Here is a 22,850-nt window from a genome sequence, read left to right as displayed (position 1 = left end):
TGCCGCCGGCGACTCCGGGGTACGGCGAGCAGCCGTCCGCGCCGGTCCCCGGGCACGGCGCCACCCTGTCGTCCGCACCGGTCCCCGTGGACGGCGAGCAGCCGTCCACGCCCGCGTACGGCGCGCAGCCGTCCGCTCCCGGGTACGGGACGCCGTCGCCCGCGCCGGAACCCGCACCGCAGCAGGCCGCGGCGCCGTCGCCCGTGCCGGCCGCTCCCGTCGCAGCGCCCGCGGCACCGCCGGCCGTCCCCACGCCCAGCCCGGAGCTGCGGGCCGCGCTCGGCGCGGTGCGCGCCGAGGTCGGCCGCGCCGTGGTCGGCCAGGACGCCGCCGTCACCGGTCTGGTCATCGCCCTGCTCTGCCGCGGCCACGTGCTGCTCGAGGGCGTGCCCGGCGTGGCGAAGACCCTGCTCGTCCGCAGCCTGTCCGCCGCGCTCGAGCTCGACACCAAGCGCGTGCAGTTCACCCCGGACCTCATGCCCGGCGACATCACCGGCTCGCTGGTCTACGACGCCCGGACCGCCGAGTTCTCGTTCCGCGAGGGCCCGGTGTTCACCAACCTCATGCTCGCCGACGAGATCAACCGCACGCCCCCGAAGACCCAGGCGTCGCTGCTCGAGGCGATGGAGGAGCGCCAGGTGTCGGTGGACGGCACCCCGCGCCCGCTGCCCGAGCCCTTCGTCGTGATCGCCACGCAGAACCCGGTGGAGTACGAGGGCACCTACCCGCTGCCCGAGGCCCAGCTCGACCGGTTCCTGCTCAAGCTGACGCTGCCGCTTCCCGAGCGGCACGAGGAGATCGAGGTGCTCGCCCGGCACGCCGCCGGCTTCGACCCCCGTGACCTCGCCGCTGCCGGGGTCCGCCCCGCCGCCGGCACCGACGTGCTGGACCGCGCGCGCCGCGAGGTCGCCGAGGTGCAGGTCGCCCCGGAGGTGCTCGGCTACGTGGTGGACCTGGTGCGCGCGACTCGCCAGTCGCCCTCGCTGTCGCTCGGGGTGTCCCCGCGCGGGGCCACCGCGCTCCTCGCGACCTCGCGCGCCTGGGCGTGGCTGTCCGGCCGCTCCTACGTGACCCCGGACGACGTCAAGGCGCTCGCGCACCCGACGCTGCGCCACCGCGTGCAGCTGCGCGCCGAGGCCGAGCTCGAGGGCGTGACCGCCGAGTCGGTGCTGGACACCGTGCTCGCGTCCGTCCCGGTCCCCCGCTGAGGTCCCCGGCGTGGCGATCACCTGGCGTGCGGCCGCGCTGACGGCCGTCGGCGTCGTGGCGGTGGCGCTCGTCCCCGTGCCCGGGACGGTGCTGGTCTGGGCGCTGCTCGTGGCAGCGCTGTGCGCGCTGGACACCGCGCTCGCCGCCTCGCCGCGCCAGGTCGCGCTGCGCCGGGACGTCACCGGACCCGTCCGGCTGCACGAGCCCTCCCGCTCGCGGCTGCTGGTGACCCAGCAGGGGCCGCGCCGGCTCCGCGCCATCGTGCGCGACGCCTGGCAGCCCTCCGCCGGCGCCGACCACAACCGTCACCTGGTGGACCTGCCGAGCGGCGAGTCCACCCGCGTCGACACCGCGCTGCTCCCCTCCCGGCGCGGCGACCTGCGCGCGGACCGCGTGACGATCCGCACCGTCGGGCCGCTCGGGCTCGCCGGGCGGCAGGCGTCGATCGACGTGCCCGGCACCCTGCGCGTGCTGCCCGAGTTCGCCTCCCGACGGCACCTGCCCAGCCGGCTCGCCCGGCTGCGCGAGATGGACGGCCGTGCCGCGGTGCAGGTCCGCGGCGGCGGCACCGAGTTCGACTCCCTGCGCGAGTACGTGATCGGTGACGACGTCCGCTCGATCGACTGGCGGGCCAGCGCCCGGCGCAACGACGTCGTGGTCCGCACCTGGCGGCCCGAGCGCGACCGCCGTGTGCTGCTCGTCCTCGACACCTCCCGCACCGCGGCCGCCCGCGTGCACGACGCCCCCCGGCTCGACGCGTCGATCGAGGCCGCGCTGCTGCTCGCCGCCCTCGCGTCCCGCGCCGGCGACCGCGTGGAGCTGCTGGCCTACGACCGCAAGGTCCGCGCCCGCGTCGCCGGGATGTCCGGCCCGCGCCTCATGCCCGGAATCGCCGATGCGCTGTCCACCGTCGAGGCCACCCTGGTCGAGGCCGACTGGCCCGGCGTCGTCGCGCAGGTGCAGGAGCGCCTGTCGCAGCGCGCGCTCGTCGTGCTGCTGTCCGCGCTCGAGCCCGCTGCCGTCGAGCAGGGCCTGCTCGGGGTGGTCGACCAGCTCGCCGCCCGGCACCAGGTGGTGCTGGCCTCCGTGCGCGACCCCGAGATCGAGGAGCTGCGCGCCGGCCGCGGGTCGGCCCGTGCGCTGTTCGACGCCGCCGCTGCGGAGCGCACCGAGCTGGAACGCTCCGCCGTCGCGCAGCGGCTGCGCGGGCGCGGGATCGAGGTGGTCGACGCGCTGCCCGACGACCTCGCACCCCGGCTCGCCGACACGTACCTCGCGCTCAAGGCGGCCGGTCGGCTGTAGCGAGCGGGCCCGCTGGTCCGCGGTCGGGTGCCCGCCGCCTCCGACGCGGGGCACCGGACCACGGACCGTCCGCGAGCGACCGCCGACCGGCCGCCCGTGGCCGCCGAGCGGTCAGCCTGCGGTCGCCTCCTTCCCCTGGGGTCGGCGCTCACGACCTCCCGCCCCGCCACGGCTCGCGCCTGCACGATCGGTGTCGCGACGATCTGCGTCGTCACGAGATGCCTCGCCACGGGCCGTCTCGGCGCACGGGACGTCGCCGCGATCGGCCGCAGCACGGCGTGCACCACGACGGCGTGCACCGAGCGCGAGCACCCCGGCCGCGAGCGCCAGCAGCGCGATCCCTCCGAGCGCGGCGAGCGGGGCGCCGGTGACCGCCAGCGTCGTCGCGGACCCGGACGCAACCGGTGCGGGTGCCGGCGCCGGGCCCTCGGGCTGCGCCGGCGTCTCCGGGACGATCCGGGCGACGAGGGTCTCGGCGCTCACGCCGCACTCGCCGCGGTGCAGCACCCGCCCGTCGGCGGCGCGGACGGTCTCGACGTAGCCGTAGCGACCGGGGACGAGGGCGTCGACGGTCACCGGAGCGGAGGGGTGCTCCCCCGGGCCGGTCAGCGCCGCCGGTGCCGTGCGGTCCACGAGCGTCTCCTCGGTGCAGGTGGGGCTGTCGCCGTCCCAGCGGTGCAGGGCGAACTCGAGGGTGGCGCCCGGCGGGGTGGTCCCGTCGACCGTGGCGACGTCGTGCAGCACCGCGGGCTGCCCCGCGACGAGCTGCCGGTCCGCCCGCGCGCGCGTGGTCACGCGGAGCGGGTCGCCGGCGACGAGGTGCTGCTCGGTGACGTCCGTGACCGTGGAGGCGAAGGCGGCGAGCCGGTCGTCCCCCGCGAACACGGTGCGGAACACGTAGGTGCCCGGCACGGGTCGGCCGTCGACCTCCTGGACCCGGAACGACGGGTGGGAGATCGAGGGATGGAAGCCGTTGCGGGCGGGGACCTCGACCGATCCGCGCAGGTCGGCCTCGGCGAGGTGGTCGTCGTCCACCGGGACGCCCTCGGCGAAGAACCAGAGCTCCTGCGTGAGCGTGCCGTGGTCGGGGCGCAGCCCATGGCCACCGGCGAAGCCCGGATGGTCCTCGGGCAGTCCGGTCACCATGAGGTCGTCGACCAGGTAGGTGCCGCCCCGGGTCGTGCGGATGCTGAGCGCTGAGTCGACGGTGCCGGTGGTCCAGCGGACCGACGTGGTCTCCTCGGCGATCCCGTAGTCGTCGGACCAGTCGCCGCGCACCAGGGCGCGGTGCTCCGGCGGCTGATGCTCCTTCACCACCCGCCACACCCAGGTGACGACCTGACCGGCGGCGGGTCCGTCGACGGTCGCGGTGTACGTGCCCGGGCCGGTGGCGGTCACCGTCGCTCGGCCGACCACCGGGGCCTCGGCGGGCACGTCGTCACGCTGGGTGACCGGCACCGTGCCGACGCCGTAGGCGGTCCCCTCCAGCAGGACCGGCACGTGCTCGCCGTCGACCCGGAGCCAGGTGTCGCCCGGGGCGGCCGCGACGGTCAGCGTGTCGGTGATCGGCTGCCCGGCGTCGACGACCTTCGACCCGCCGACGTCGGAGGCCGCGACCGGCTGGAAATCCGCGGCGACCTCGAAGGGCGGCAGCTCGCGGACGATCGTCTCGGGATCGTGACCGGGGCGGTTGCCGTAGGAGATCTGGTCCTGCCGGTTCCCGGCCATGTCGTACAGCGTGAGCGTGGTGCGGGTCGCACCGTGGAACCGGACCTCGGACGTCACCGTGCCGGTGCCGGTGGCCGTCCACGTCAGGTCGATCGGCTCGGTGCCGGTGGTTCCCCGGTAGGTGGGCTCGCCGGTGAGGTCGAAGACCGCGGGGCCGTGCAGCGTCACGGTGAACGACTTGCCCGCGACCGGCTCGCCCGTCGCAGAACGCAGCGCGATCCCGCGCAGCACACCGGTGCGCCGCTCGCTCGCGTCCACCGGACCCGCGTCGGCGGTGAACGGCCCCGTGGCGCGCGCAGCCCCGGACAGGATCTCCGCCTGACGGTCGAGCACCGCCTGCGGGGCGGCGGCCACGACCGCACGCGCGGCCGCCTCCGCGTCACCGCCCTCCATCGTCCCGGGCCGCTCGTGACGCTGGTGCACCGTGAGCGCGAGGGCGGCCTGCGTCAGGTCGTCGGTGGACCCGCGATGCTCGGCGAGGACTGCGGCCAGCAACGGGTCGACGACGAACCCGACGGACTCCGGCACGTCCGCCGGGCCCGTCGGCGAGACGCGCGCCTGCACGCAGTAGCCGTGCTCGGGCGCGCCGGCCGGGCCGGGGTACGGGCCGAGACGCACCTCGCCGTAGCCGGCGGGGCGCACCACGACGCCCTGGGCGGGGACGGCCCGGGTGGCGAACGGCGACAGCCCACGGGCGGCGCCGGAGGAGGCCGCCGGGTTGGGCGTGCCGCCGGTGACCGCCGGGCTGGGCAGCGTGACGGTCGGGGCCCGCGTGCCGAGGTCGGCCTGGTCGAACGGGTCGGCGGTGGCCTGCGGGGCGGGATGGTCGGTGGTCGGCCGGGGCGCCGTCACCGGGCCGGACGCGGCGGCGGGGGTGGCGTGCAGGAACCCCGCCGCCAGGACGATCCCGATGAGGCCCGCCAGACGTCGGCGTCGGTCGGCACGCGTCCGCCGGCGAGGCGGCACCGACGCCGGGCAGGGGTCCGGCGGGGGCGCCGGTCGGTGGCCGACAGCCGGGTCGTGGCGGGTACGGGCGTGCCAGGATGGTGCTGCTTGCATGGGGTCTCCGAAGGATCGAGTGCGGGCGGAAGGGTCTCGGTGTGCCAGCACCGGGGCCCTTCGTCGTGCGGGATGCGTGCTCGGGTGTCTGCGGGGGTGCCTCCAGGTCGGTCGTGCTCACGGTGAGGTCGGTGCGTGCAGCGGTTCGTGCGGTCGGCGGTGGGTCCGTCACGGCAGGCGCCCGCTCAGCACTCCCAGGCGTTCCCCGAGGTGTCCGCGCACCAGCCCCAGTCGACGCCGTCCGGCTCCTCGACCCAGACACCGCCCGAGCCGCCACCGGCCGATCCCGTCGACCCGGAGCCACCGGCCCCCGGATCAGCGGCCCCGGCACTGCCCGACCCGGTGCCGGACGAGCTGCCGGACCGTCCACCTGACGCACCGGCAGCACCGGACCCGCCGGCAGCCCCCGACCCGCCGCCGCGACCCGTCGAGCCCGAGCCGAATCCCGCGACGGCGGCCGCCTCCGCCGCCAGACGGTCCTGCTCGGCCTGCCAGACGGCCTGCGCCTCGTGCACGGCCCGCGTCGCGGCGGCGAGCAGACCGGCATGCTCGCGCAGCGCCGCCGCTGCCGCCGTCAGCGCGTCGGCCTCCGTCGGCGCAGCGTCGTCCGCTGCCGTCGTCGCGGCGTCGAGCGCCGCCCGCAAGGTGGTGCGCAGGGCGTCGTCGAGCACCCGGCCCTCGCTCGCCGAGAGGGCCGCCGTGGCGGCGTCGACCGCGAGGGACAGCTCGCCGAGGGCGGCGGCACGGTCGGCGACCGCCGTGTCGTGCACCCACCGGTGATGGGTGTCCGCCACGACGGCGATGTGGTCTTCGAGGTGTCCGAGCGCGTCACGCAGGCGCTCGGTGTGGGCACGGGCACGATCGGTCCGCTGCCGGCGCGATCCCTCGTCGGTGACGGGCACGTCGATGGACGCACCCGCCTCGGCGACGGCAGCAGCCAGCCCGTCGAGCACGGCGGTGTCGGCCACCTGCCCGTCGGCGCGGAGCAGCAGGTCCTCGCCCTCGCGGTGCCGGGTGACGACCTGGTCGAGCAGTGCGGTGCGACCGGCCTCGGCGTCCGCGAGCGCGGCGTCGGTGGACCGGTCCCACCAGGTCAGGCCGGCGACGCCGAGGGCCAGCACCGCCACGAGCAGGCTCGCGACGAGGCGGGTCCGACGGTGCCGGGTCGGCGGGTCGGGGTGATGCGGATCGGTGGTGCTCATGGACGCCCTCGGGTGGTTCCGGACGAGGCGATGGGCGCGGCTGGCACCTCGTCGGTCGCCCTGGACCCCGCCGGTGCGACGACGAACGGGACGACCGAGGACCACGGTAGGGCCATCCGAGGGCGGTGCGGCGCCGACCTGCGCCCAGGTGCATCGGAGGGGCCCGTCGTCCCCAGGTCGGCACGGCGATGCGGCTGGTCAGCCGTGTTCGAGGGCGGTCGAGGCCGAGGTCCGCCACCCTGGGGACGACGTCCGGCGCGCCCGGATCCGGGGGTCGCACCGGCAGGTCGCCGACCGCTCCGAGGACCGCACGGGCAGGGTCGCGCCCGTGCGGAGAGCCTCGGCGGGCGCCCGTCCCCGTGCCCGCAGGGTGGCCGCTCGCCTGTCGGCACCCCGTCGTACCGTGGCTCCGTGCCCCCGATCACCGCGTCCAGCACCCGAGCGCTCGGCCGCGCCCTGCTCGCCCGGCAGCACCTGCTGGAGCGCGCCACGGGACCGGGCGCCGGCACGGTGCCGATGGTCCGGCACCTGGTGGGGATGCAGTCGCAGAACCCGTCGTCGGCGTACCTGGCGCTGCACGCGCGGATCGACGGCTTCACGCACGACGACCTCTCGAGGCCGATGCTGGACCGCACGGTCGGGCGGCTCGCGCTGATGCGGGACACCGTGCACCTGGTCACGGCCGAGGAGGCGCACGGCCTGCACGCGCTGCTCGCCCCGCTGCTGCGTCGCCGGATGCTCTCGACCTCCGGGGGCGCCACCCTGCGCGAGGTCGACCTGGACCGGCTGGAGGATCGTGCGCGGGCCGCCCTGGCGGAGGGGCCGCTGACCGCACGCGCGCTCGGCGAGCGGCTGGCGCCCGACTTCCCCGGCCACGACCCCGGGCACCTCGCGCTGGGCGCGCGCGGGATGCTGCCGCTCGTGCAGGTGACGCCGCGCGGGGTGTGGGGCCGGAGCATGACGACGACCTGGGCCACCGCCGAGGCCTGGTTCGGGGCCGCTCCCCCGCCGCAGGACCCCGAGCGGGTCGTGGAGGACCTGGTCAGGCGCTACCTGGCGGCGTTCGGGCCCGCGACGGCGGCGGACGTGCAGCGGTGGTCCGGGCTGACCCGGGTCGCCGCGGTGATCGCCCGGATCCGGTCCGACCTGGTCGATCTCGGCGCGGACGACCGGGGCCGTCCGCTGTGGGACCTGCCCGACGCCCCGCGTCCCGATGCCGACGTCCCCGCGCCGGTGCGCTTCCTGCCGGACTTCGACGAGGTGCTGCTCGGCCACGACGACCGCAGCCGGATCGTGCCGCCCGAGATCCGACCGATGCTCGCGAGCCGCAACGGGATGCCGCCGGGCACGGTGCTGGTGGACGGGCTGGTCGCGGGCGCCTGGTCGATCACCCGGTCACGGGGTGACGCCGTGCCGGGCGAGCGGGGCCGACCCGAGCACGCCCGGCTGGAGGTCACACCGCTGCGGAGGTGGTCCCGCGCCGAGCGTGCCGCCGTGGTGGCCGAGGGCGAGCCGCTGGTCCGGTTCGTGGCGGACGGTGCGGTGGAGCACCAGGTCACGATCGCGGGGGCCTGACGTCCCGTCCCGGCCGCGCCGCCCGGGCGGCGACTCCGCATGCTGACGGCGGCACGCGGTCCCGTCACGCGCCGATCGGCTGCACCCGGACCTGCCGTACACCGATCAAGCACGCCCGGTCGAGCCGCGCACCGAGCGCGCACACGCCCGTCAGCGCCGCCACCACCGCCGACGCCCCGGAGGCACCGGCGGATCGATCGGCAGCGTGGCGCGGACGGCGTCGAAGGTCGCGACGAACCGGTGCAGCACGGCCTCGTGCTGCACCCGGTCGAAGACGAACGGCCCGCCGAGGCACCACGCCGGCGGATCGACGAACGAGGGGTCCGGGAACGTCTCCCAGCCGGCCACGCCCCGCCGGCCCGGATCACCCCGCCGCGGGCGCGAACTGCGTCGCGTAGAGCTCCGCGTACAGCCCGCCGCGCGCGAGCAGGTCGGCGTGGCTGCCCTGCTCCACGACCCGCCCCTCGTCCAGCACGACGATGGTGTCGGCCTCGCGGACGGTGGACAGGCGGTGCGCGATCACCAGTGCGGTGCGTCCGACCAGGGCTTCGGTGAGCGCGTGCTGCACGGCGGCCTCGGACTCGGAGTCGAGGTGCGCGGTGGCCTCGTCGAGGATGACGACCGGCGGGGCCTTGAGCAGCAGCCGCGCGATGGCGAGGCGCTGGCGCTCGCCACCCGACAGCCGGTACCCGCGGTCGCCGACCACGGTGTCCACCCCGTCGGGCAGCCGGGAGACGAGGTCCCAGATCTGCGCGCGGCGCAGCGCCTGCTCCAGGTCGGCGTCGGTGGCGGTCGGCCGGGCGTAGAGCAGGTTGGCGCGGATCGTGTCGTGGAACAGGTGGGCGTCCTGGCTGACCACGCCGATCGCGGCGCGCAGGCTGTCCTGCGTGACCTCGCGGACGTCCTGCCCGGCGACGCGGACGGTGCCGGAGGTGACGTCGTACAGGCGGGCGACGAGCTGGGAGACGGTGGTCTTGCCGGCGCCGGAGGGCCCGACCAGCGCGACCAGGTGGCCGTGCGGCACGGTGAAGGAGACGTGCTCCAGGGTGGTCCCGGGGATCTCGGTCTGGAGCCGGGCCACCGACTCCAGCGACGCGAGGGACACCTCGGAGGCCGCCGGGTAGTGGAAGGTGACGTCGTCGAGCTCGATGCTGGCACGCTCGGCGACGTCGGCGGGCAGCGGACGGGCGTCGGGGGCGTCGGCGACGGTGGGTTCGAGGTCGAGCACCTCGAGCACCCGCTCGAAGGAGACCAGGGTGGTCATGATGTCGACCTGCACGTTGGACAGCGCGGTGATCGGCCCGTAGAGCCGGGTGAGGTAGCTGGTGAGCGCGACGACGACGCCGACGGTCAGCGACCCGCGGATCGCGAGCACGCCGCCGAGGCCGTAGACGATCGCGACGGCGACCGCGGCGACCAGGGTCAGGCCGACCCGGAACACGGCGCCGTACATCGCCGAGGTGATGCCGATGTCCCGCACGCGGGCGGCGCGGTCGGTGAACTCGCGGGTCTCGTCGTCGGCGCGGCCGTACATCTTGACCAGCTGGGCGCCGGCGACGTTGAAGCGCTCGGTCATGGTCTGGCCCATGGCGGCGTTGAGGGTGTAGCTCTCCTGCGTGACGGTGGCCAGGCGGCGGCCCATGGCGCGCACCGGCAGCACGAACAGCGGCAGCAGGATCAGCGAGACCAGGGTGATCTGCCAGGACAGCGAGAGCATCGCGGCGAGCACGAGCACCACGGTCAGCACGTTGGACACGACGTTGGACAGCGTGGACGTGAAGGCCTGCTGGGCGCCGAGCACGTCACCGTTGAGCCGCTGCACGAGGGCGCCGGTCTGGGTGCGGGAGAAGAACGCGAGCGGCATCCGCTGCACGTGGTCGAACACCTGCGTGCGCAGGTCGAGGATCAGCCCCTCGCCGATCCGGGCGGAGCACCAGCGGGACGCCAGCGCGAGGCCGGCGGCGGTGATCGCGAGCCCGGCGACGACCCCGGCCAGCGCCAGCACGAGGCCGGTGCGGCCCTGGGCGATGCCGTGGTCGATGATCTGGCGGTACAGCAGCGGGGTGACGGCGCCGACGGCCGCGTCCAGCGCGACGATCACCAGGAAGACGGCGATCAGGCGGCGGTAGGGCCGGGCGAAGGTGAGGATCCGGCGCAGCACGTCGCGGGTGAGGCGGCGCTGCGTGACGGAGGGGTCCAGGCGGAAGGACCGGTACATCGACCGGGCGTCCATCCCCCCGGGGCGGGAGTGCATCGACATGGGACCTCCTGCGGCGCGGGTCGCCGCTCATTTAGTGAGTCTACCTCTCTATGTTGAAGGCTCGCTATCGTGGTGCCATGCGCGACCACCACCACGGCCACGACCAGCACGTCTGCGAGCCCGCGGGTCAGGGCGACGAGCTGTTCTGGTTGCTGCGCACCACGCTGCGGCGCCTGCGGCGGGACGTGCGCGAGCAGCTCGCACCGGTGGACCTCACGCCCTCGCAGCACCGGCTGCTCCGGGTGGTCGCCCGGGCGGGCGAGCCGCAGCGTCAGACCGCGCTCGCCTCGGCGCTGGACGTGGTCCCGCGCTCGATCACGTCGGTGGTGGACGACCTCCAGCACGCCGGCCTGGTGGAGCGCCGGCCCGACCCGACCGACCGCCGGGCGACGCTGGTGGCGCTGACGGACGAGGGCCGCGCGGTGCTGGCCGCCGCCGACGCCGAACGACGCCGACGCGCCGACGACCTGCTCGCCCGGCTCACCGACGCCGAGCGCGCCGAGCTGCTGCGCCTCCTGCACCGCCTCGCGGACGACTGACACGTCCGTCCACCCGCGCCGAGTTGTCATCTTGTGTCGCTTCCGCCGCATGCGAAGCGACAAGAAGTGACAACTCGGCGAACAGTGCGAGCGGGCAGGGCGCGCACTCGGGCAGGCAAGGGCACGCGGGCGCAGGCCGCGCGCAGCCGGCAGGCGCTCAGCGCGCGGGGTCGGGGACGGCGTGCGGGAGCCGGTGCAGGCTCGCGGCCTCGGCCTGCGCCCGCGCACCGGCGCGCCCGGCGGCGACGTACTCGCGGTCCCGGCGGGTGGCGAGCACGGCGGCGAGGAAGTCCTCGGGGTGGGTGCCCGGCGGCGGGCCGGGGGCGACGTAGCGCGCCACGTCGTCGGCGAGCCGCTGCCCGAGGGCCACCCGCGAGCCGGGGTGCAGCGAGGCGGCGCGCACCAGGAACTGCCGGACGGACAGCGCGAGCCCGTCGGGCAGCCGGCGCACGTCCGCGGTGGTCGCCCAGACTGCCAGGTGCGGCGGCATCGGCACGACCGCCCGGGGGGCCGCCTTGCCGCGGACGCGCACCACGTAGGTGCCGGCGAGCAGGTCGCCGAGGCGCTTGCCCTGGGCCTGCACCAGCGAGGTGATCAGCGCGACCGAGCCGAGGGTGAACCAGAGCTCGAGCACGCCGACCAGCGCGCGCACGAAGGCCTGCCGGAACCGGATCGGCCCGCCGTCGTCGCGCACCACGCGGATGCCCACGGCGAGCTTGCCGAGCGAGCGGCCCCGGGTGAGCGTGTCGACGGAGGTCGGCAGCACGAGGAGCACGAGGACGATCAGCACGACGCTGACGATCCGCGAGGTGTGCTCGTCCAGGGTCAGCGGGGTCTGCCCGAGCACGAACACGGTGAGCAGCCCGAGCAGGAACAGCGCGACCAGGTCGATCAGCGCGGCGGCGAGCCGCACCACGAAGGACACGGGGCGCGCGTCGAGCAGCACGCCCTCGCCGGTGACGATCCCCTCGTCCTGCACGATCCCTCCCCTGGTCGGACGCTGCGACGCGGCACCGCGCACGGTGCCCCTGTGGCAGGGTAGCGGGCGTGGACCTCGACGCCTTCACCGCCGTACGCCAGGACGCGTGGGCGCGCCTGGACACGCTGGCCAAGCGGCGGCGCCTCGACGGCGCGGAGGCGGACGAGCTGGTGCGGCTGTACCAGGCGACCGCCACCGACCTGTCCACGATCCGCTCCTCGGCGCCGGACCCGGAGACGGTGACCCGGCTGTCGCAGCTGCTGGCGCGGGCGCGCGCGACGATCTCCGGCACGCACGAGCCCTCGTGGCGGGACGTGACGCGGTTCGTGGCGGTCTCCCTGCCGGCGGCGCTGTACCGGATCCGCTGGTGGACCGTGGCGGTGACCGTGGGGTTCCTCGCGGTGGCGGTCGTGTCCGGCTGGTGGGTGGCGACCGACCCGGACGCCCTGGCGGCGATGGGCACGCCCACGGAGCAGGAGGCGTACGTGCAGGACGCCTTCGCGAGCTACTACGACCCGGGTGCCGGCTTCGCCACGATGGTGTGGACGAACAACGCGTGGATCGCGGCGCTCTGCATCGGCGTCGGGATCTCCGGGATCGGCCCGCTCTACCTGATGCTCAGCAACGCGATCAGCGTGGGGTCGATCGGCGGCATGATGGCCGTGCACGGCGAGCTGGGGCTGTTCCTCCAGCTGATCACACCGCACGGCCTGCTCGAGCTGACCTCGATCTTCGTCGCCGGTGCCGCGGGCCTGAAGATCTTCTGGACCTGGATCGACCCGCAAGGCCGCCCCCGGGCGCGGGCGCTCGCCGAGGAGGGTCGCTCGCTGATCACGGTGGCGATCGGGCTGGCCGGGGCGCTGGCGCTGTCCGGCCTGGTGGAGGGCTTCGTCACCGGGTCGTCGCTGCCGTGGTGGCTGAAGATCGTGATCGGGGCGCTCGCGCTGGCGGCGTTCTGGACGTACACGATCGTGCTGGGCCGCCGGGCCGTGCGCGACGGCGAGACCGGTGACCTCGCGTCGGACGAGGCGGGCTACACCGTCGCCGTCGCGGCCTGACCCGCAGCGCCCGACACCGCCGCCGGCCGCATCGCGCCGAGCCACAGCGACGCGGCGCCGAGCGGCTCGCTGCGCACCTCGCCGAAGCCCAGGGCGCGCAGGTCCGCCACCTGCTCGGGGTCGACGGTCACGGCGAGCACGCTGCGGCCGTCCAGCAGCTCGGCGGTGACCACCGGCGCGAGCACGTCGGCGAGCAGGGTCCGCCGGTCCTCCGGCGCGGTGCGCCCGGCGTCGGCGAGCATGATCAGCACCCGGCGGGCCTCGTCCTCGCTCAGTGCGCCGAGCAGCTGGGCGGTGCCGCCCACGATCGAGCGCAACGGGGCGTGCGCGGGCTCCGGGTCGAGGTCGGTGGGCTCGCCGAGCTCGCGGGCGACGACGCGGTGCAGGTCGCCGGCCAGGTGCTCGGCGTCCGGCGGCATCCACACCGCGACCGCGGTGACGCCCTCGGCGTCCTGGGCGTACCAGACCTCGCCGTGCTCCAGCGCGCCGAGGCTGAGCACCAGGCGGGTGGCGGGGGCGGCGTGCTCGGGGTCCGGCACCTCGTCGGGCTCGCCGTCTCCGTCCAGGTCGATGAACGGGCGGTGCTGCTGGAGCATCCGGGCGATCGGGTTGACGTCGACCAGCCCGGCACGGCGCACCTGCCAGGGCCCGACGGTGTCCTCGCACGGCAGGTCGTCGATCACGGCGGGGTCGGCGGCGGCAGCGCCGGCCGGCACGGGGCGGGCGTCGTCGGCCGACCGGGCGGCGTCGATCCGGCGTCGGAGTCGGTGGTGCAGCACCTCACCAGTGGACCACGCGAGCCTGGGAACCGGCTGAACTTCTGCCCGACGCGCTCGCACCCGAACCGGTGACGAGCAGCGGGTCCGCCCCCGCGTTTCCGTGACGTTTCCGTCCGGTGGCCGGGCGTGAAACACCCGTCTGCCTACCCTCGTCACCGGGCTGGACCCCGCCGCAGGGGCTCCCGGGTGGACCACAACCCGGGTGCGCGCGGTTTGGCCCGACCGCCGATGCCCCGGTCCCCCGGCCGGGCGGAGGCTGATCCCGGCGCAGCACCGCGCCGCTCCCCCGACGGCGCGGACCCGCTCTCCCCCGACCGCGCCCCGGCGTCCGGCCGGTGGCCGCACGGTCCGCCCGGACCGACCGTGCTAGGAGCCCCTGTGAAGCCGCACTCCCCCCGAGCACCCCGCCGCCGCGCCCTCGGCGCCGGCGCCGCCGTGGTCGTCTCCGTGCTCGCGCTGACCGCCTGCGCGGGCGGCGACGACACCTCCGGCGCCGATTCCTCGGCAACCGCCGACGGCAGCAAGAAGCCGCTGGTGATCAGCCTGGACTCCTCGGTCGACCTGCTGGACGCCCAGGCGTGGCGCACCCCGGCCGCGATGGTGGCCACCGGATCGCTGGTCGAGCAGCTCATCGAGCAGACCTACTCCGAGGACGGCATCGTCCGCACCGGCGACGGCGGCTTCGAGGGGGCGCTGGCCGAGTCCTGGGAGACGTCCGAGGACGGCCTGACCACCACGTTCCACCTGCGGGACGGCCTGGCGTTCGCCGACGGCACACCGCTCACCGCGCAGGACGTCGTCTGGTCCTACCAGCGCAGCCTGCTCGGCCCCGGCTACGTCAAGGCCCTGCTGCCCTTCGCGGGCGTGCCGAGCGCCGACGACGTCACCGCGCCGGACGACAGCACCGTGGTCGTCACCAGCACCTTCGCCAGCCCGCTGCTCACCAAGATGGAGGCGATGCAGCCGCTGGGGATCTTCTCCCAGACCACCGGCGAGGCGAACGCCACCACGGACGACCCGTGGGCGGGCGCGTACTTCCGCGAGAACGCGAACTCCTCCGGCCCGTACACCGTCGGCTCCTACGACCCGACGCAGCAGCTGGTGCTCACCCCGAACGAGCACTACTACGACCAGGACAAGATCGCGAACGGCGGCGTGACGATCCAGTTCGTCTCCGACCCCTCGCAGCGCGCGCTGCTGCTGCGGTCCGGCGAGATCGACGTCGCGCAGGGCATCCCGCTGGACCAGGTCGCGCAGATGGAGGACGAGGACGGCCTGACGGTCGTGTCCGAGGCGTCGAACCGGCTGGAGTACCTGGGCTTCAACACCAGCGAGGCGCCGTTCGACGACCCGCTGGTGCGCCAGGCCATCGCCGCGGCGGTGCCCTACGAGGACCTGGTGGACCAGGTGCTGTACGGCTACGCCAACGCCTCCACCGGCGTGGTGCCGGCCTCGATGGAGACGCACTCGGACGACGCGGGCGAGTTCACCGAGGACCTCGACACCGCCCGTGACCTGCTCGACCAGGCGGGTCTGGCCGACGGCTTCTCCTCGACGCTGTACTTCAAGCAGTCGAACGCGGTCGAGGCCGCCGCCGCGGTGCTCGTGCAGGCGAACCTCAAGGAGATCGGCGTCGACATCGAGCTCAAGCCGCTCACCGACGCGGACTTCACGTCCCAGACCAACGCCCGGTCGCTGCCGATGTACCTGAACAACTTCCTCGGCTGGGGCGCCGACCCGTTCTACCAGATGTACTACCTGGCCGGATCGGCGGCGGGCACCAACTTCACGTCGTACGCCAACGCGGACCTCGACGCCCTGCTCCAGCAGGGGGTCGCGACCACGGACGAGACCGAGCGTGCGGACATCTCCGCGCAGGCGCAGAAGGTCATCTACGACGACATGCCGTTCATCCCGATCTACAACCCGAACTGGACCTTCGTGGTCCGCGACGGGGTGTCCGGCCTGACGAAGGACAACACCGAGCAGCTGCGGCTGCAGTACCTCACCACGGAGTGACAGCTCGGTGACCTGACGCCGGCGGGGTGCGCGGAACCCCTGCCCCGCATCCCGCCGGCTTCCCCGATCCCTCGTCCGCCCCCACGAATCAGGAGCACCCGTGACCCGCTACGTCCTGCGCCGGCTCGGCATCTCGGCGCTGACGGTCCTCGGGCTGGTGCTGGTCGTCTTCCTCGTCACGCGCATCCTGCCCGGCGACGCGGCGGCCGCCCGGCTCGGCCCGGAGGCCACGCCCGAGGACATCGCCGCGCTGCGCGCCCAGTACGGCCTGGACGACCCGCTGCTCGTCCAGCTCAAGGACTACCTGCTCCGGCTGGCGCAGGGCGACCTCGGGCAGGCGGTGTCCACCGGGCGCGACGTCGGCACCGAGCTGTTCGCCCGGCTGCCCGCGACGATCGAATTGGCGCTGACGGCGCTGCTGGTGGCGCTGGTGATCGGGGTGCCGCTGGGTGTGCTGGCCGCCGCGCACCGGGGCCGGACCGCCGACGCGGCCGCCCGGGTCTGGGCGGTGCTCGGCTCGTCGATGGCCCCGTTCTGGCTCGGCCTGCTGCTGATCTACGGGCTGTTCTCGGTGGCGCGCTGGCTGCCCGGTCCGACGGGTCGGCTGCCGATCGGCGCGGTGCCGCCCACCGAGATCACCGGCATGTACGTGCTGGACGCGCTGCTCACCGGCGATCCGGGCACGGCCTGGCAGGCGGTGCGGTACCTGGCGCTGCCGGCGCTGACCCTCGGCATCGGCGCCTCGGCGGCGGTGGTGAAGATGGTCCGCTCCGCGCTGATCGCCACGCAGGGCACCGGCTACGTGCGGACCGCGCGGGCGTTCGGCGTCGCCGGGCGCGAGGTGCTGTGGCGGGACCAGATGCGCAACGCGATGCTCCAGATCCTCACCTCGCTCGGCATCGTCTTCAGCTTCCTGCTCGGCGGCAACGTGATCGTGGAGCAGCTGTTCTCCTGGCCCGGGATGGGCCGGCTCGCCTACGACGCGGTGCGGGCCAACGACCTGGAGATCCTCCAGGGCTACGCGATCGTCATCGGCGTCCTCTACATCGCCCTCAACTTCGTGATCGACCTGGCCTATGCCGCCGTCGATCCCCGGATCCGGCTCGGAGGTGCCCGCGCATGACCACCCCCGCCCTCGCCACCGCCGGTGGTGCACCGGCCCCGGCCTCGACCGCCGACGTGGTGCGCACCCGCGCCCGGCGCCGCCGCCCGTTCCTCTGGGTGGGCCTCGGCGTGCTGGCCGTGCTGGTGCTGGCCGGTGTGATCGGCCCGTTCCTGGTCGCCGACCCGCTGGCCGTGGACCCGTCGAACGCCTTGCAGCACCCGTCCGCCGCGCACTGGTTCGGCACCGACTACTACGGCCGCGACGTGCTGGCCCGCGCGGTGCACGCCATCCGCCTCGACCTGCTGCTCGGCGTGAGCGTCGCGCTGCTGGCCATGGTGATCGGCTCCGCGATCGGTGTGGTCTCCGGCTACCTCGGCGGCCGGGTGGACGACGTGATCATGCGGTGCGTCGACGTGCTGATGTCCTTCCCCGGCTTCGTGCTGGCGATGATCCTGCTGCTCGCGATCGGCGAGAGCACCCCGAAGCTCGCCGTCGCGCTGGCGGTGGCGGCGGTGCCGCCCTTCGTCCGGCTGGTGCGCGCCGAGGCCCTCACCCAGCGCGAGCTGGAGTACGTGGACGGCGCGCGGGTGGCCGGTGCCGGGTGGCTGCGGATCGCGTTCACGCACGTGCTGCCGAACTCGCTGCGCCCCGCAGCCGTGCAGTTCACGCTGGTCTGCGGCTACTCGATCCTCAACGTCGCCGGCCTGGCCTACCTGGGCATCGGCATCCACGCACCGACCCCCGAGTGGGGCGTGATGGTGGCCGAGGGCGCGCAGAACATGCTCACCGGCCAGTGGTGGACGGCGTTCTTCCCGGGCCTGCTGATCGCGCTGGCCGTGATGGGCCTGCACTTCGTCGGCGACGACCTGGGAGGCGACCGATGACCGCGCCCGTGCTGGAGATCGAGGGGCTGGACGTCCGGGTGACCGCCACCGGCGCGAGCCTGCTGCGCGACGTGGAGCTGACCGTCGGCGCCGGGGAGATCGTCGGGCTGGTCGGCGAGTCCGGCTCCGGCAAGTCGATGACCTCGCTGGCCGTGATGGGCGTGCTGCCGGACGGGATCGAGATGACCGGCGGCACCGTGTGGGTGCATGGCGTGGACGCCACCGCGACCGCCCGCCGCTCGGTGGCGCACCGGTTCGCGATGATCTTCCAGAACCCCAAGGACTCGCTGAACCCGCTGATGCGCGTCGGCGAGCAGATCGCCCGGATGGTGCGGCTGCACCAGCCCGAGGGCCCCGGGGCGTCGAAGGGTGCCGCGCGGGCGGAGGCGGAGCGGCTGCTGGGCCGGGTGCACATCGCCGACCCGGCGCAGGTGGCCCGCTGCTACCCGCACCAGCTGTCCGGCGGCATGTGCCAGCGCGTGATGATCGCGATGGCGCTGGCCTGCCGGCCGACGCTGCTGATCGCCGACGAGCCGACCACCGCGCTCGACGTGACCGTGCAGGCCCAGATCCTCACGCTGCTGACCGAGCTGGCCGACGAGACCGGCTGCGGGGTGCTGCTGATCACCCACGACCTCGGCGTGGTCGCGGAGGTCTGCGACCGGGTGGCGGTGCTGTACCGCGGCGACCTGGTGGAGACCACCGGCGTGGTCGACCTGTTCGAGGCCCCGCAGCACGAGTACACGCAGTACCTGGTGGCGGCCGGGGACGCCGCGCCCGAGACCGAGGAGGCGACCGATGGCGCTGCTTGAGCTGCGGGACGTCACGAAGACCTTCACCGGCAGGGGCCGCACCGTGCACGCGCTGCGCGGGGTGGACCTCGACCTGGACACCGCCCGCACGGTCGCCCTGGTCGGCGAGTCGGGATCGGGCAAGTCCACCCTCGGCCGGGTGGTCGCGGGCCTGCACCGCGCCACCTCCGGCACCGCGACCTTCGGCGGCTTCGACCTGCTGGACGGCTCGTGGGACCGCGAGCGCCGCCGGTCGGTGCAGATGGTGTTCCAGCACCCGTACCAGTCGCTCGACCCGCGCTGGTCGGTGGAGCGCATCCTCGGCGAGCCGCTGGCCCGGCTGACCGGCACCCGCGGGGCCGCCGCGAGCGCCCGGATCGACGACCTGCTGGACCTGGTCGGCCTGCCGCGCGCCATGCGCCGCCGGATGCCGTCCGAGCTGTCCGGCGGTCAGCAGCAGCGCGTGGCCATCGCCCGGGCGCTGGCGCCCTCCCCCGACCTGATCGTGCTGGACGAGCCGACCTCCGGCCTGGACCAGTCGGTGCGCGGGCGGATCGTCGACCTGCTGCGCGACCTCCAGGGCACCACGCAGGCCGCCTACCTGTTCATCACGCACGACATCTCCGTGGTGCGCCGGATCGCCGACGAGGTGGTCGTCATGCACCACGGCCTGGTGGTCGAGCGCGGCAGCCGCACCGCCGTGCTCGACACCCCGGGCGAGGACTACACCCGCGCGCTGCTGGCCGCCGTGCCGGTGGCCGACCCGCGCCGCCGATCCCGCCGGCTGCCGGGCGCCGTACCCGCTGATCTGCCCACCACCCCCACGACCGAGGAGAGCGCACGATGAAGTTCGGACTGGGAGTCCCCACCGGCACCGAGGGCCTGATGTACCCGGTGCCCTACGCCGACCCGGAGCAGGCGGTGCGGATCGCCGTCGAGGCCGAGCGGCTGGGCTTCGACTCGGTGTGGGGCAACGACCACGTGACCACGCAGAGGTACGTGCGCGAGGAGTTCGACACGCCGCCGCGGTTCTACGACCCCTACCTGTACCTGTCCTTCGTCGCGGCGCGGACCACCACGCTCCGGCTGGCGACCGCGATCACGGTGATGGCCTTCCGGCACCCGGTGGTCGCCGCCAAGCAGGCCGCCACCCTCGACCAGCTGTCCGGCGGGCGGTTCATCCTCGGCGTCGGGATCGGCGCGTACCGCGAGGAGACCGACGCCATGTGGCCCGGCAGAACGCTGCACCGCGGGCGCCAGGCGGACGAGTTCCTGGCCTCGATGGAGACGCTGCTGCGGGACCGTCGCGCGTCGTTCAGCGGCGAGTTCATCCAGTTCGAGGACGTCGAGTCCTTCCCGAAGCCGGCGCAGGCCACGCTGCCGATCCTCTCCGGCGGCAACGCGGTGGGCTCCAAGCAGCGCGCCGCCCGCTACGGCACCGGCTGGCTGCCCGCCGTGCTCAGCCCCGCCGAGGTCGCCGCCGGTCTGGCCGACATCCGGCGCGAGGCCGAGGCGATCGGCCGCGACCTGCCCGCCGACTTCGACGTCGCACCGCAGCTGTCGGTGGCGATGGGCTCCTCGGTGCCGGACGCGATGGAGCGCTTCGAGCGCACGCAATTGCACCAGCACATGCGCTCGCTCTCGACGTCCACCCTCAAGGGCCAGCAGGACGGCTTCGCCGCGCGCAACCTGGTCGGCTCCACCGCGCAGATCCAGGACCAGGTGGCCGCCTACGCCGAGGCCGGCGTGACCACGCTGTCCGCCCTGCTGTTCGCCTGCAACACCGTCGAGGAGACCCTGGACCAGATGGCGCAGTTCTCCGCCGAGGTCATCGCGCCGATCAACGGGACGGTGGCGTGATGACGGCACCGACCGGGATCCTCACCCCGCGCCCGGCGCTGGTCGCCCAGCGCACCGCCCGCCTGCTGGAGCACCTGGCCGCCGCGCCCTTCGACGCCGTGCTGGCGCTGTCCGGCCCGAACGTCGACTACGCCACCGGCTACCGCTCGATGTCCGGATCCGTGCACGGCACCTCGTCGATCGCCGCGGTGATCACCCCGGGGCGCACCGTGCTCGCCGGGCCGGTGGCCGACTCCGCCCCCGCCTTCGACGCCGGGATCGGCGAGGACGACTTCGTGGCCTTCGGGCGGTTCTACTACGAGTCCGCCGGGTCCGCCGCGACGCCGACCCTGCTGGTCGACCAGCACCCGGGCGCCCCGGAGGCCGTCGCCGCCGCCGTCGTCCGCGCGGGGGTCGCCGCCACCGCCACGATCGGCCTGGACGAGGCCGCCTGCCCGGCACCGCTGCGCGCCGCGCTCGCCGCCGCCCTGCCCGGGGTGACCTTCGTCGACGCCAGCGCCTGGCTGGCCCGGGTCCGCTCCCGCAAGCTGCCCGGGGAGGTCGAGCTGATCGGCCGCTCGGCGCGCCTGGCCGAGGCCGGGATCGTCGCGGCGCTCGCCGTGGCCCGCACCGGGGTCAGCGAGCAGGAGCTCGCCCGCGTCGTCGCCCGCACCATGGTCGACGGCGGCGGCCAGCCGAAGTTCGTCGTGGTGACCGCCGGCGAGCGGTCTGCGCTGTCCGACGCGGTGGCCACCGACCGGCTGCTCGCGCCCGGCGACCTGCTGCGCTTCGACGTGGGCTGCCTGCTGGACGGCTACTGGTCCGACATCGGCCGCACCGCCGTCGTCGGCTCCCCCACCACCCTGCAGTCCCAGCGGTACGACGCGATCCTGGACGGCCTGGACGCCCAGCTCGCTGCCGCCCGCCCGGGGGTGTCCGCGGCCTCGGTGTTCGACCTCGCGGTCGCCACCACCGAGTCCGCCGGGCTGGCGCCCTACCGCCGGCACCACTGCGGGCACGGCATCGGCCTGGACGTCTACGAGGCGCCGATCGTGCGCCCCGGCGAGGACGTGCCGCTGGAGGAGGGCATGACCTTCTGCTTCGAGACCCCGTACTACGAGATCGGCTGGGGCGGCATGATGATCGAGGACGCGCTGGTGGTCACCGCCGACGGCGTCGCCCCGCTCACCACGCTGGCCCGCGGCCTGACGGAGGTGCCCGCGTGACTGCTCTTCCCTCGGCCTACACCGGGGTCCTGCGCTGCGGCGTGACCGGCGAGGACGTGGCGGAGGCCGACGCCTACCGCCCGTCCGCCCCTGCGCTGGCCCGCGGCGTGCACGCCTACGCCTCCCCGGTGTACGACCTGTCCCGGCTGGCGGGGCCCGCCGCGCTGCCGGCGCCCGACCCCGCGCGGCCCGGGCTGTTCCGCTTCGCCTCCCTGCTGCCGGTCGACCCCGCCGGGCCGCTGGTCAGCCTCGGCGAGGGCGGCACCCCGTTGGTCCCGGTCGCCCGCACCGGCGCCGGCCTCGGCGTGCCCTCGCTGTTCGTCAAGGACGAGTCGCGCAACCCCACCTGGTCGTACAAGGACCGGCTGGCCGCCGTCGCGGTGACCAAGGCCGTGCAGCAGGGGCACGACACCGTCGTGGTCGCCAGCACCGGCAACCACGGTGCCGCCACCGCCGCCTACGCCGCCCGCGCCGGGCTGCGCTGCGTGGTGCTGACGATCGCCTCCGTGCCGCAGACCATGAAGACGCTCATGCAGTCCTACGGCGCCGACGTGGTGGCCTTCGACGACCCGCGCGACCGGTGGACCGTCATGCGCGCCGGCGTCGAGGAGCGCGGCTGGGTGCCGGTCTCCGGCTACCTCAGCCCGCCGTCGGGCTCCAACCCGTTCGGCGTCGACGGCTACAAGACGATCGCCTATGAGATCTTCGAGCAGCTCGGCGGACGGGTGCCCGACGTCGTGGTGGCCCCGGTGGCCTACGGCGACGGCACCGCCGGGATGGCCCGCGGCTTCGCGGACCTGGTCGACCTCGGGCTGACCGACCGGGTGCCGCGGATGGTCGCCGCCGAGCCCTTCGGCCCGCACGAGATGGCCCTGCGCGACGGCTTCGAGCCCGGCGCGAGCGTCCCCTCCGGGCCGACGGTGGCGTTCTCGATCGGCTCCTCCATGGCGACCTGGCAGGCGTGGGACACGCTGCGCTCCACCGGGGGCGCCGCCGCGACGGCCACCGACGAGCAGGTGATGCGGGCGCAGGCCGCGCTCGCCGCCACCGAGGGGCTGTACCTGGAGGCGTCCTCGGTGATCACGCTGGCGGTGCTGCCGACCCTGGTGGACCGTGGCGTGGTGGGCGCGGACGACACGGTGGTGCTGCTCGGCACCTCGACCGGGCTGAAGGACGTGGGCGCCACCGCCGCGCGGCTGCCCGGCGTGCCGGTGATCGAGCCGACGCTGGCGGCCTTCGACGCGGCTGCCCGAGCCGCCGCACCGACCGCCGCCCCGACCGCCGTGGGGGTCTGAG

General features: G+C 75.0%; 19 protein-coding genes. 13 read left to right on the top strand and 6 right to left on the bottom strand.

Annotated features, from left to right (window positions below; all coding sequences use genetic code 11):
* Positions 1-203 precede the first annotated feature (203 nt).
* Both ACZ5HG_RS05625 and ACZ5HG_RS05620 read left to right on the top strand, forming a co-directional pair.
* Positions 204-1,208, top strand: a complete 1,005-nt coding sequence (locus ACZ5HG_RS05625; RefSeq protein WP_464182109.1) for an AAA family ATPase — start codon at positions 204-206, stop codon at positions 1,206-1,208.
* A 10-nt stretch (positions 1,209-1,218) separates the two neighbouring features.
* Positions 1,219-2,511: a DUF58 domain-containing protein gene (locus tag ACZ5HG_RS05620; protein WP_464180947.1), complete on the top strand. Its 1,293-nt coding sequence runs from the start codon at positions 1,219-1,221 to the stop codon at positions 2,509-2,511.
* Positions 2,512-2,622: 111 nt separating this feature from the next.
* Here ACZ5HG_RS05620 and ACZ5HG_RS05615 read toward each other — a convergent pair whose 3' ends face one another.
* Together ACZ5HG_RS05615 and ACZ5HG_RS05610 are read right to left on the bottom strand one after the other, a co-directional pair.
* Positions 2,623-5,205, bottom strand: coding sequence for a hypothetical protein (locus ACZ5HG_RS05615; protein WP_464180945.1), 2,583 nt, complete (start codon positions 5,203-5,205; stop codon positions 2,623-2,625).
* A 278-nt stretch (positions 5,206-5,483) separates the two neighbouring features.
* On the bottom strand, positions 5,484-6,500 hold the full coding sequence (locus tag ACZ5HG_RS05610; protein ID WP_464180943.1) for a hypothetical protein: 1,017 nt from the start codon (positions 6,498-6,500) through the stop codon (positions 5,484-5,486).
* Positions 6,501-6,911: 411 nt separating this feature from the next.
* On the opposite strand from ACZ5HG_RS05610, the gene ACZ5HG_RS05605 reads away from it, so the two are divergent.
* Positions 6,912-8,075: a winged helix DNA-binding domain-containing protein gene (locus ACZ5HG_RS05605; RefSeq protein WP_464180941.1), complete on the top strand. Its 1,164-nt coding sequence runs from the start codon at positions 6,912-6,914 to the stop codon at positions 8,073-8,075.
* Positions 8,076-8,225: 150 nt separating this feature from the next.
* Here ACZ5HG_RS05605 and ACZ5HG_RS05600 read toward each other — a convergent pair whose 3' ends face one another.
* Together ACZ5HG_RS05600 and ACZ5HG_RS05595 are read right to left on the bottom strand one after the other, a co-directional pair.
* Entirely contained in the window at positions 8,226-8,423 is a 198-nt protein-coding gene (locus tag ACZ5HG_RS05600; RefSeq protein WP_464180940.1) for a hypothetical protein, read from the bottom strand.
* A 16-nt stretch (positions 8,424-8,439) separates the two neighbouring features.
* Positions 8,440-10,335, bottom strand: a complete 1,896-nt coding sequence (locus ACZ5HG_RS05595; protein WP_464180938.1) for an ABC transporter ATP-binding protein — start codon at positions 10,333-10,335, stop codon at positions 8,440-8,442.
* Positions 10,336-10,412: 77 nt separating this feature from the next.
* Here ACZ5HG_RS05595 and ACZ5HG_RS05590 point away from each other — a divergent pair, with 77 nt between their 5' ends.
* Positions 10,413-10,874, top strand: coding sequence for a MarR family winged helix-turn-helix transcriptional regulator (locus ACZ5HG_RS05590; protein WP_464180937.1), 462 nt, complete (start codon positions 10,413-10,415; stop codon positions 10,872-10,874).
* 157 nt (positions 10,875-11,031) lie between these two features.
* Here the strand turns inward: ACZ5HG_RS05590 and ACZ5HG_RS05585 are convergent, their stop codons facing one another.
* Positions 11,032-11,853: an RDD family protein gene (locus ACZ5HG_RS05585; protein WP_464180935.1), complete on the bottom strand. Its 822-nt coding sequence runs from the start codon at positions 11,851-11,853 to the stop codon at positions 11,032-11,034.
* 68 nt (positions 11,854-11,921) lie between these two features.
* Here ACZ5HG_RS05585 and ACZ5HG_RS05580 point away from each other — a divergent pair, with 68 nt between their 5' ends.
* The gene (locus ACZ5HG_RS05580) at positions 11,922-12,911 is read left to right on the top strand and encodes a stage II sporulation protein M (protein ID WP_464180934.1); all 990 of its coding nucleotides are present in this window, start codon (positions 11,922-11,924) and stop codon (positions 12,909-12,911) included.
* Here the strand turns inward: ACZ5HG_RS05580 and ACZ5HG_RS05575 are convergent.
* Positions 12,887-13,690, bottom strand: a complete 804-nt coding sequence (locus ACZ5HG_RS05575; protein WP_464180933.1) for a hypothetical protein — start codon at positions 13,688-13,690, stop codon at positions 12,887-12,889. The two genes, ACZ5HG_RS05580 and ACZ5HG_RS05575, sit on opposite strands and share 25 nt — an antisense overlap.
* Before the next feature lie 378 nt (positions 13,691-14,068).
* On the opposite strand from ACZ5HG_RS05575, the gene ACZ5HG_RS05570 reads away from it, so the two are divergent.
* The 8 genes from ACZ5HG_RS05570 (at position 14,069) to ACZ5HG_RS05535 (ending at position 22,849) form a co-directional block, all read left to right on the top strand.
* Complete coding sequence (locus ACZ5HG_RS05570) at positions 14,069-15,709, top strand: ABC transporter substrate-binding protein (RefSeq protein ID WP_464180930.1); 1,641 nt, start codon at positions 14,069-14,071, stop codon at positions 15,707-15,709.
* Between the two features lie 100 nt (positions 15,710-15,809).
* Positions 15,810-16,832: an ABC transporter permease gene (locus ACZ5HG_RS05565; RefSeq protein WP_464180928.1), complete on the top strand. Its 1,023-nt coding sequence runs from the start codon at positions 15,810-15,812 to the stop codon at positions 16,830-16,832.
* On the top strand, positions 16,829-17,698 hold the full coding sequence (locus tag ACZ5HG_RS05560; protein ID WP_464180926.1) for an ABC transporter permease: 870 nt from the start codon (positions 16,829-16,831) through the stop codon (positions 17,696-17,698). Before ACZ5HG_RS05565 ends, ACZ5HG_RS05560 begins: the two co-directional genes overlap by 4 nt.
* The gene (locus ACZ5HG_RS05555; protein WP_464180924.1) at positions 17,695-18,510 is read left to right on the top strand and encodes an ABC transporter ATP-binding protein; all 816 of its coding nucleotides are present in this window, start codon (positions 17,695-17,697) and stop codon (positions 18,508-18,510) included. Before ACZ5HG_RS05560 ends, ACZ5HG_RS05555 begins: the two co-directional genes overlap by 4 nt.
* On the top strand, positions 18,497-19,336 hold the full coding sequence (locus ACZ5HG_RS05550) for an ABC transporter ATP-binding protein (protein WP_464180923.1): 840 nt from the start codon (positions 18,497-18,499) through the stop codon (positions 19,334-19,336). The genes ACZ5HG_RS05555 and ACZ5HG_RS05550 overlap by 14 nt, the downstream gene beginning before the upstream one ends.
* Positions 19,333-20,349, top strand: a complete 1,017-nt coding sequence (locus ACZ5HG_RS05545; protein ID WP_464180922.1) for a TIGR03619 family F420-dependent LLM class oxidoreductase — start codon at positions 19,333-19,335, stop codon at positions 20,347-20,349. Before ACZ5HG_RS05550 ends, ACZ5HG_RS05545 begins: the two co-directional genes overlap by 4 nt.
* The gene (locus tag ACZ5HG_RS05540) at positions 20,349-21,554 is read left to right on the top strand and encodes a M24 family metallopeptidase (protein ID WP_464180921.1); all 1,206 of its coding nucleotides are present in this window, start codon (positions 20,349-20,351) and stop codon (positions 21,552-21,554) included. The genes ACZ5HG_RS05545 and ACZ5HG_RS05540 overlap by 1 nt, the downstream gene beginning before the upstream one ends.
* A complete protein-coding gene (locus ACZ5HG_RS05535; protein WP_464180920.1) occupies positions 21,551-22,849 on the top strand; it encodes a pyridoxal-phosphate dependent enzyme in 1,299 nt (432 codons plus the stop codon). Before ACZ5HG_RS05540 ends, ACZ5HG_RS05535 begins: the two co-directional genes overlap by 4 nt.
* Position 22,850: the final 1 nt, after the last annotated feature.

Source organism: Cellulomonas sp. GTC20042 (assembly GCF_055389595.1).
This window is presented reverse-complemented; position numbering and strand designations above follow the sequence as displayed.

What these genes read in the sequence shown, in the direction of transcription:
- ACZ5HG_RS05610 (WP_464180943.1), bottom strand. Translation starts at nt 6,500, where the DNA reads ATGAGCACCACCGATCCGCATCACCCCGACCCGCCGACCCGGCACCGT.
- ACZ5HG_RS05595 (WP_464180938.1), bottom strand. Translation starts at nt 10,335, where the DNA reads ATGTCGATGCACTCCCGCCCCGGGGGGATGGACGCCCGGTCGATGTAC.
- ACZ5HG_RS05590 (WP_464180937.1), top strand. Translation starts at nt 10,413, where the DNA reads ATGCGCGACCACCACCACGGCCACGACCAGCACGTCTGCGAGCCCGCG.
- ACZ5HG_RS05560 (WP_464180926.1), top strand. Translation starts at nt 16,829, where the DNA reads ATGACCACCCCCGCCCTCGCCACCGCCGGTGGTGCACCGGCCCCGGCC.
- ACZ5HG_RS05555 (WP_464180924.1), top strand. Translation starts at nt 17,695, where the DNA reads ATGACCGCGCCCGTGCTGGAGATCGAGGGGCTGGACGTCCGGGTGACC.
- ACZ5HG_RS05550 (WP_464180923.1), top strand. Translation starts at nt 18,497, where the DNA reads ATGGCGCTGCTTGAGCTGCGGGACGTCACGAAGACCTTCACCGGCAGG.
- ACZ5HG_RS05545 (WP_464180922.1), top strand. Translation starts at nt 19,333, where the DNA reads ATGAAGTTCGGACTGGGAGTCCCCACCGGCACCGAGGGCCTGATGTAC.
- ACZ5HG_RS05540 (WP_464180921.1), top strand. Translation starts at nt 20,349, where the DNA reads ATGACGGCACCGACCGGGATCCTCACCCCGCGCCCGGCGCTGGTCGCC.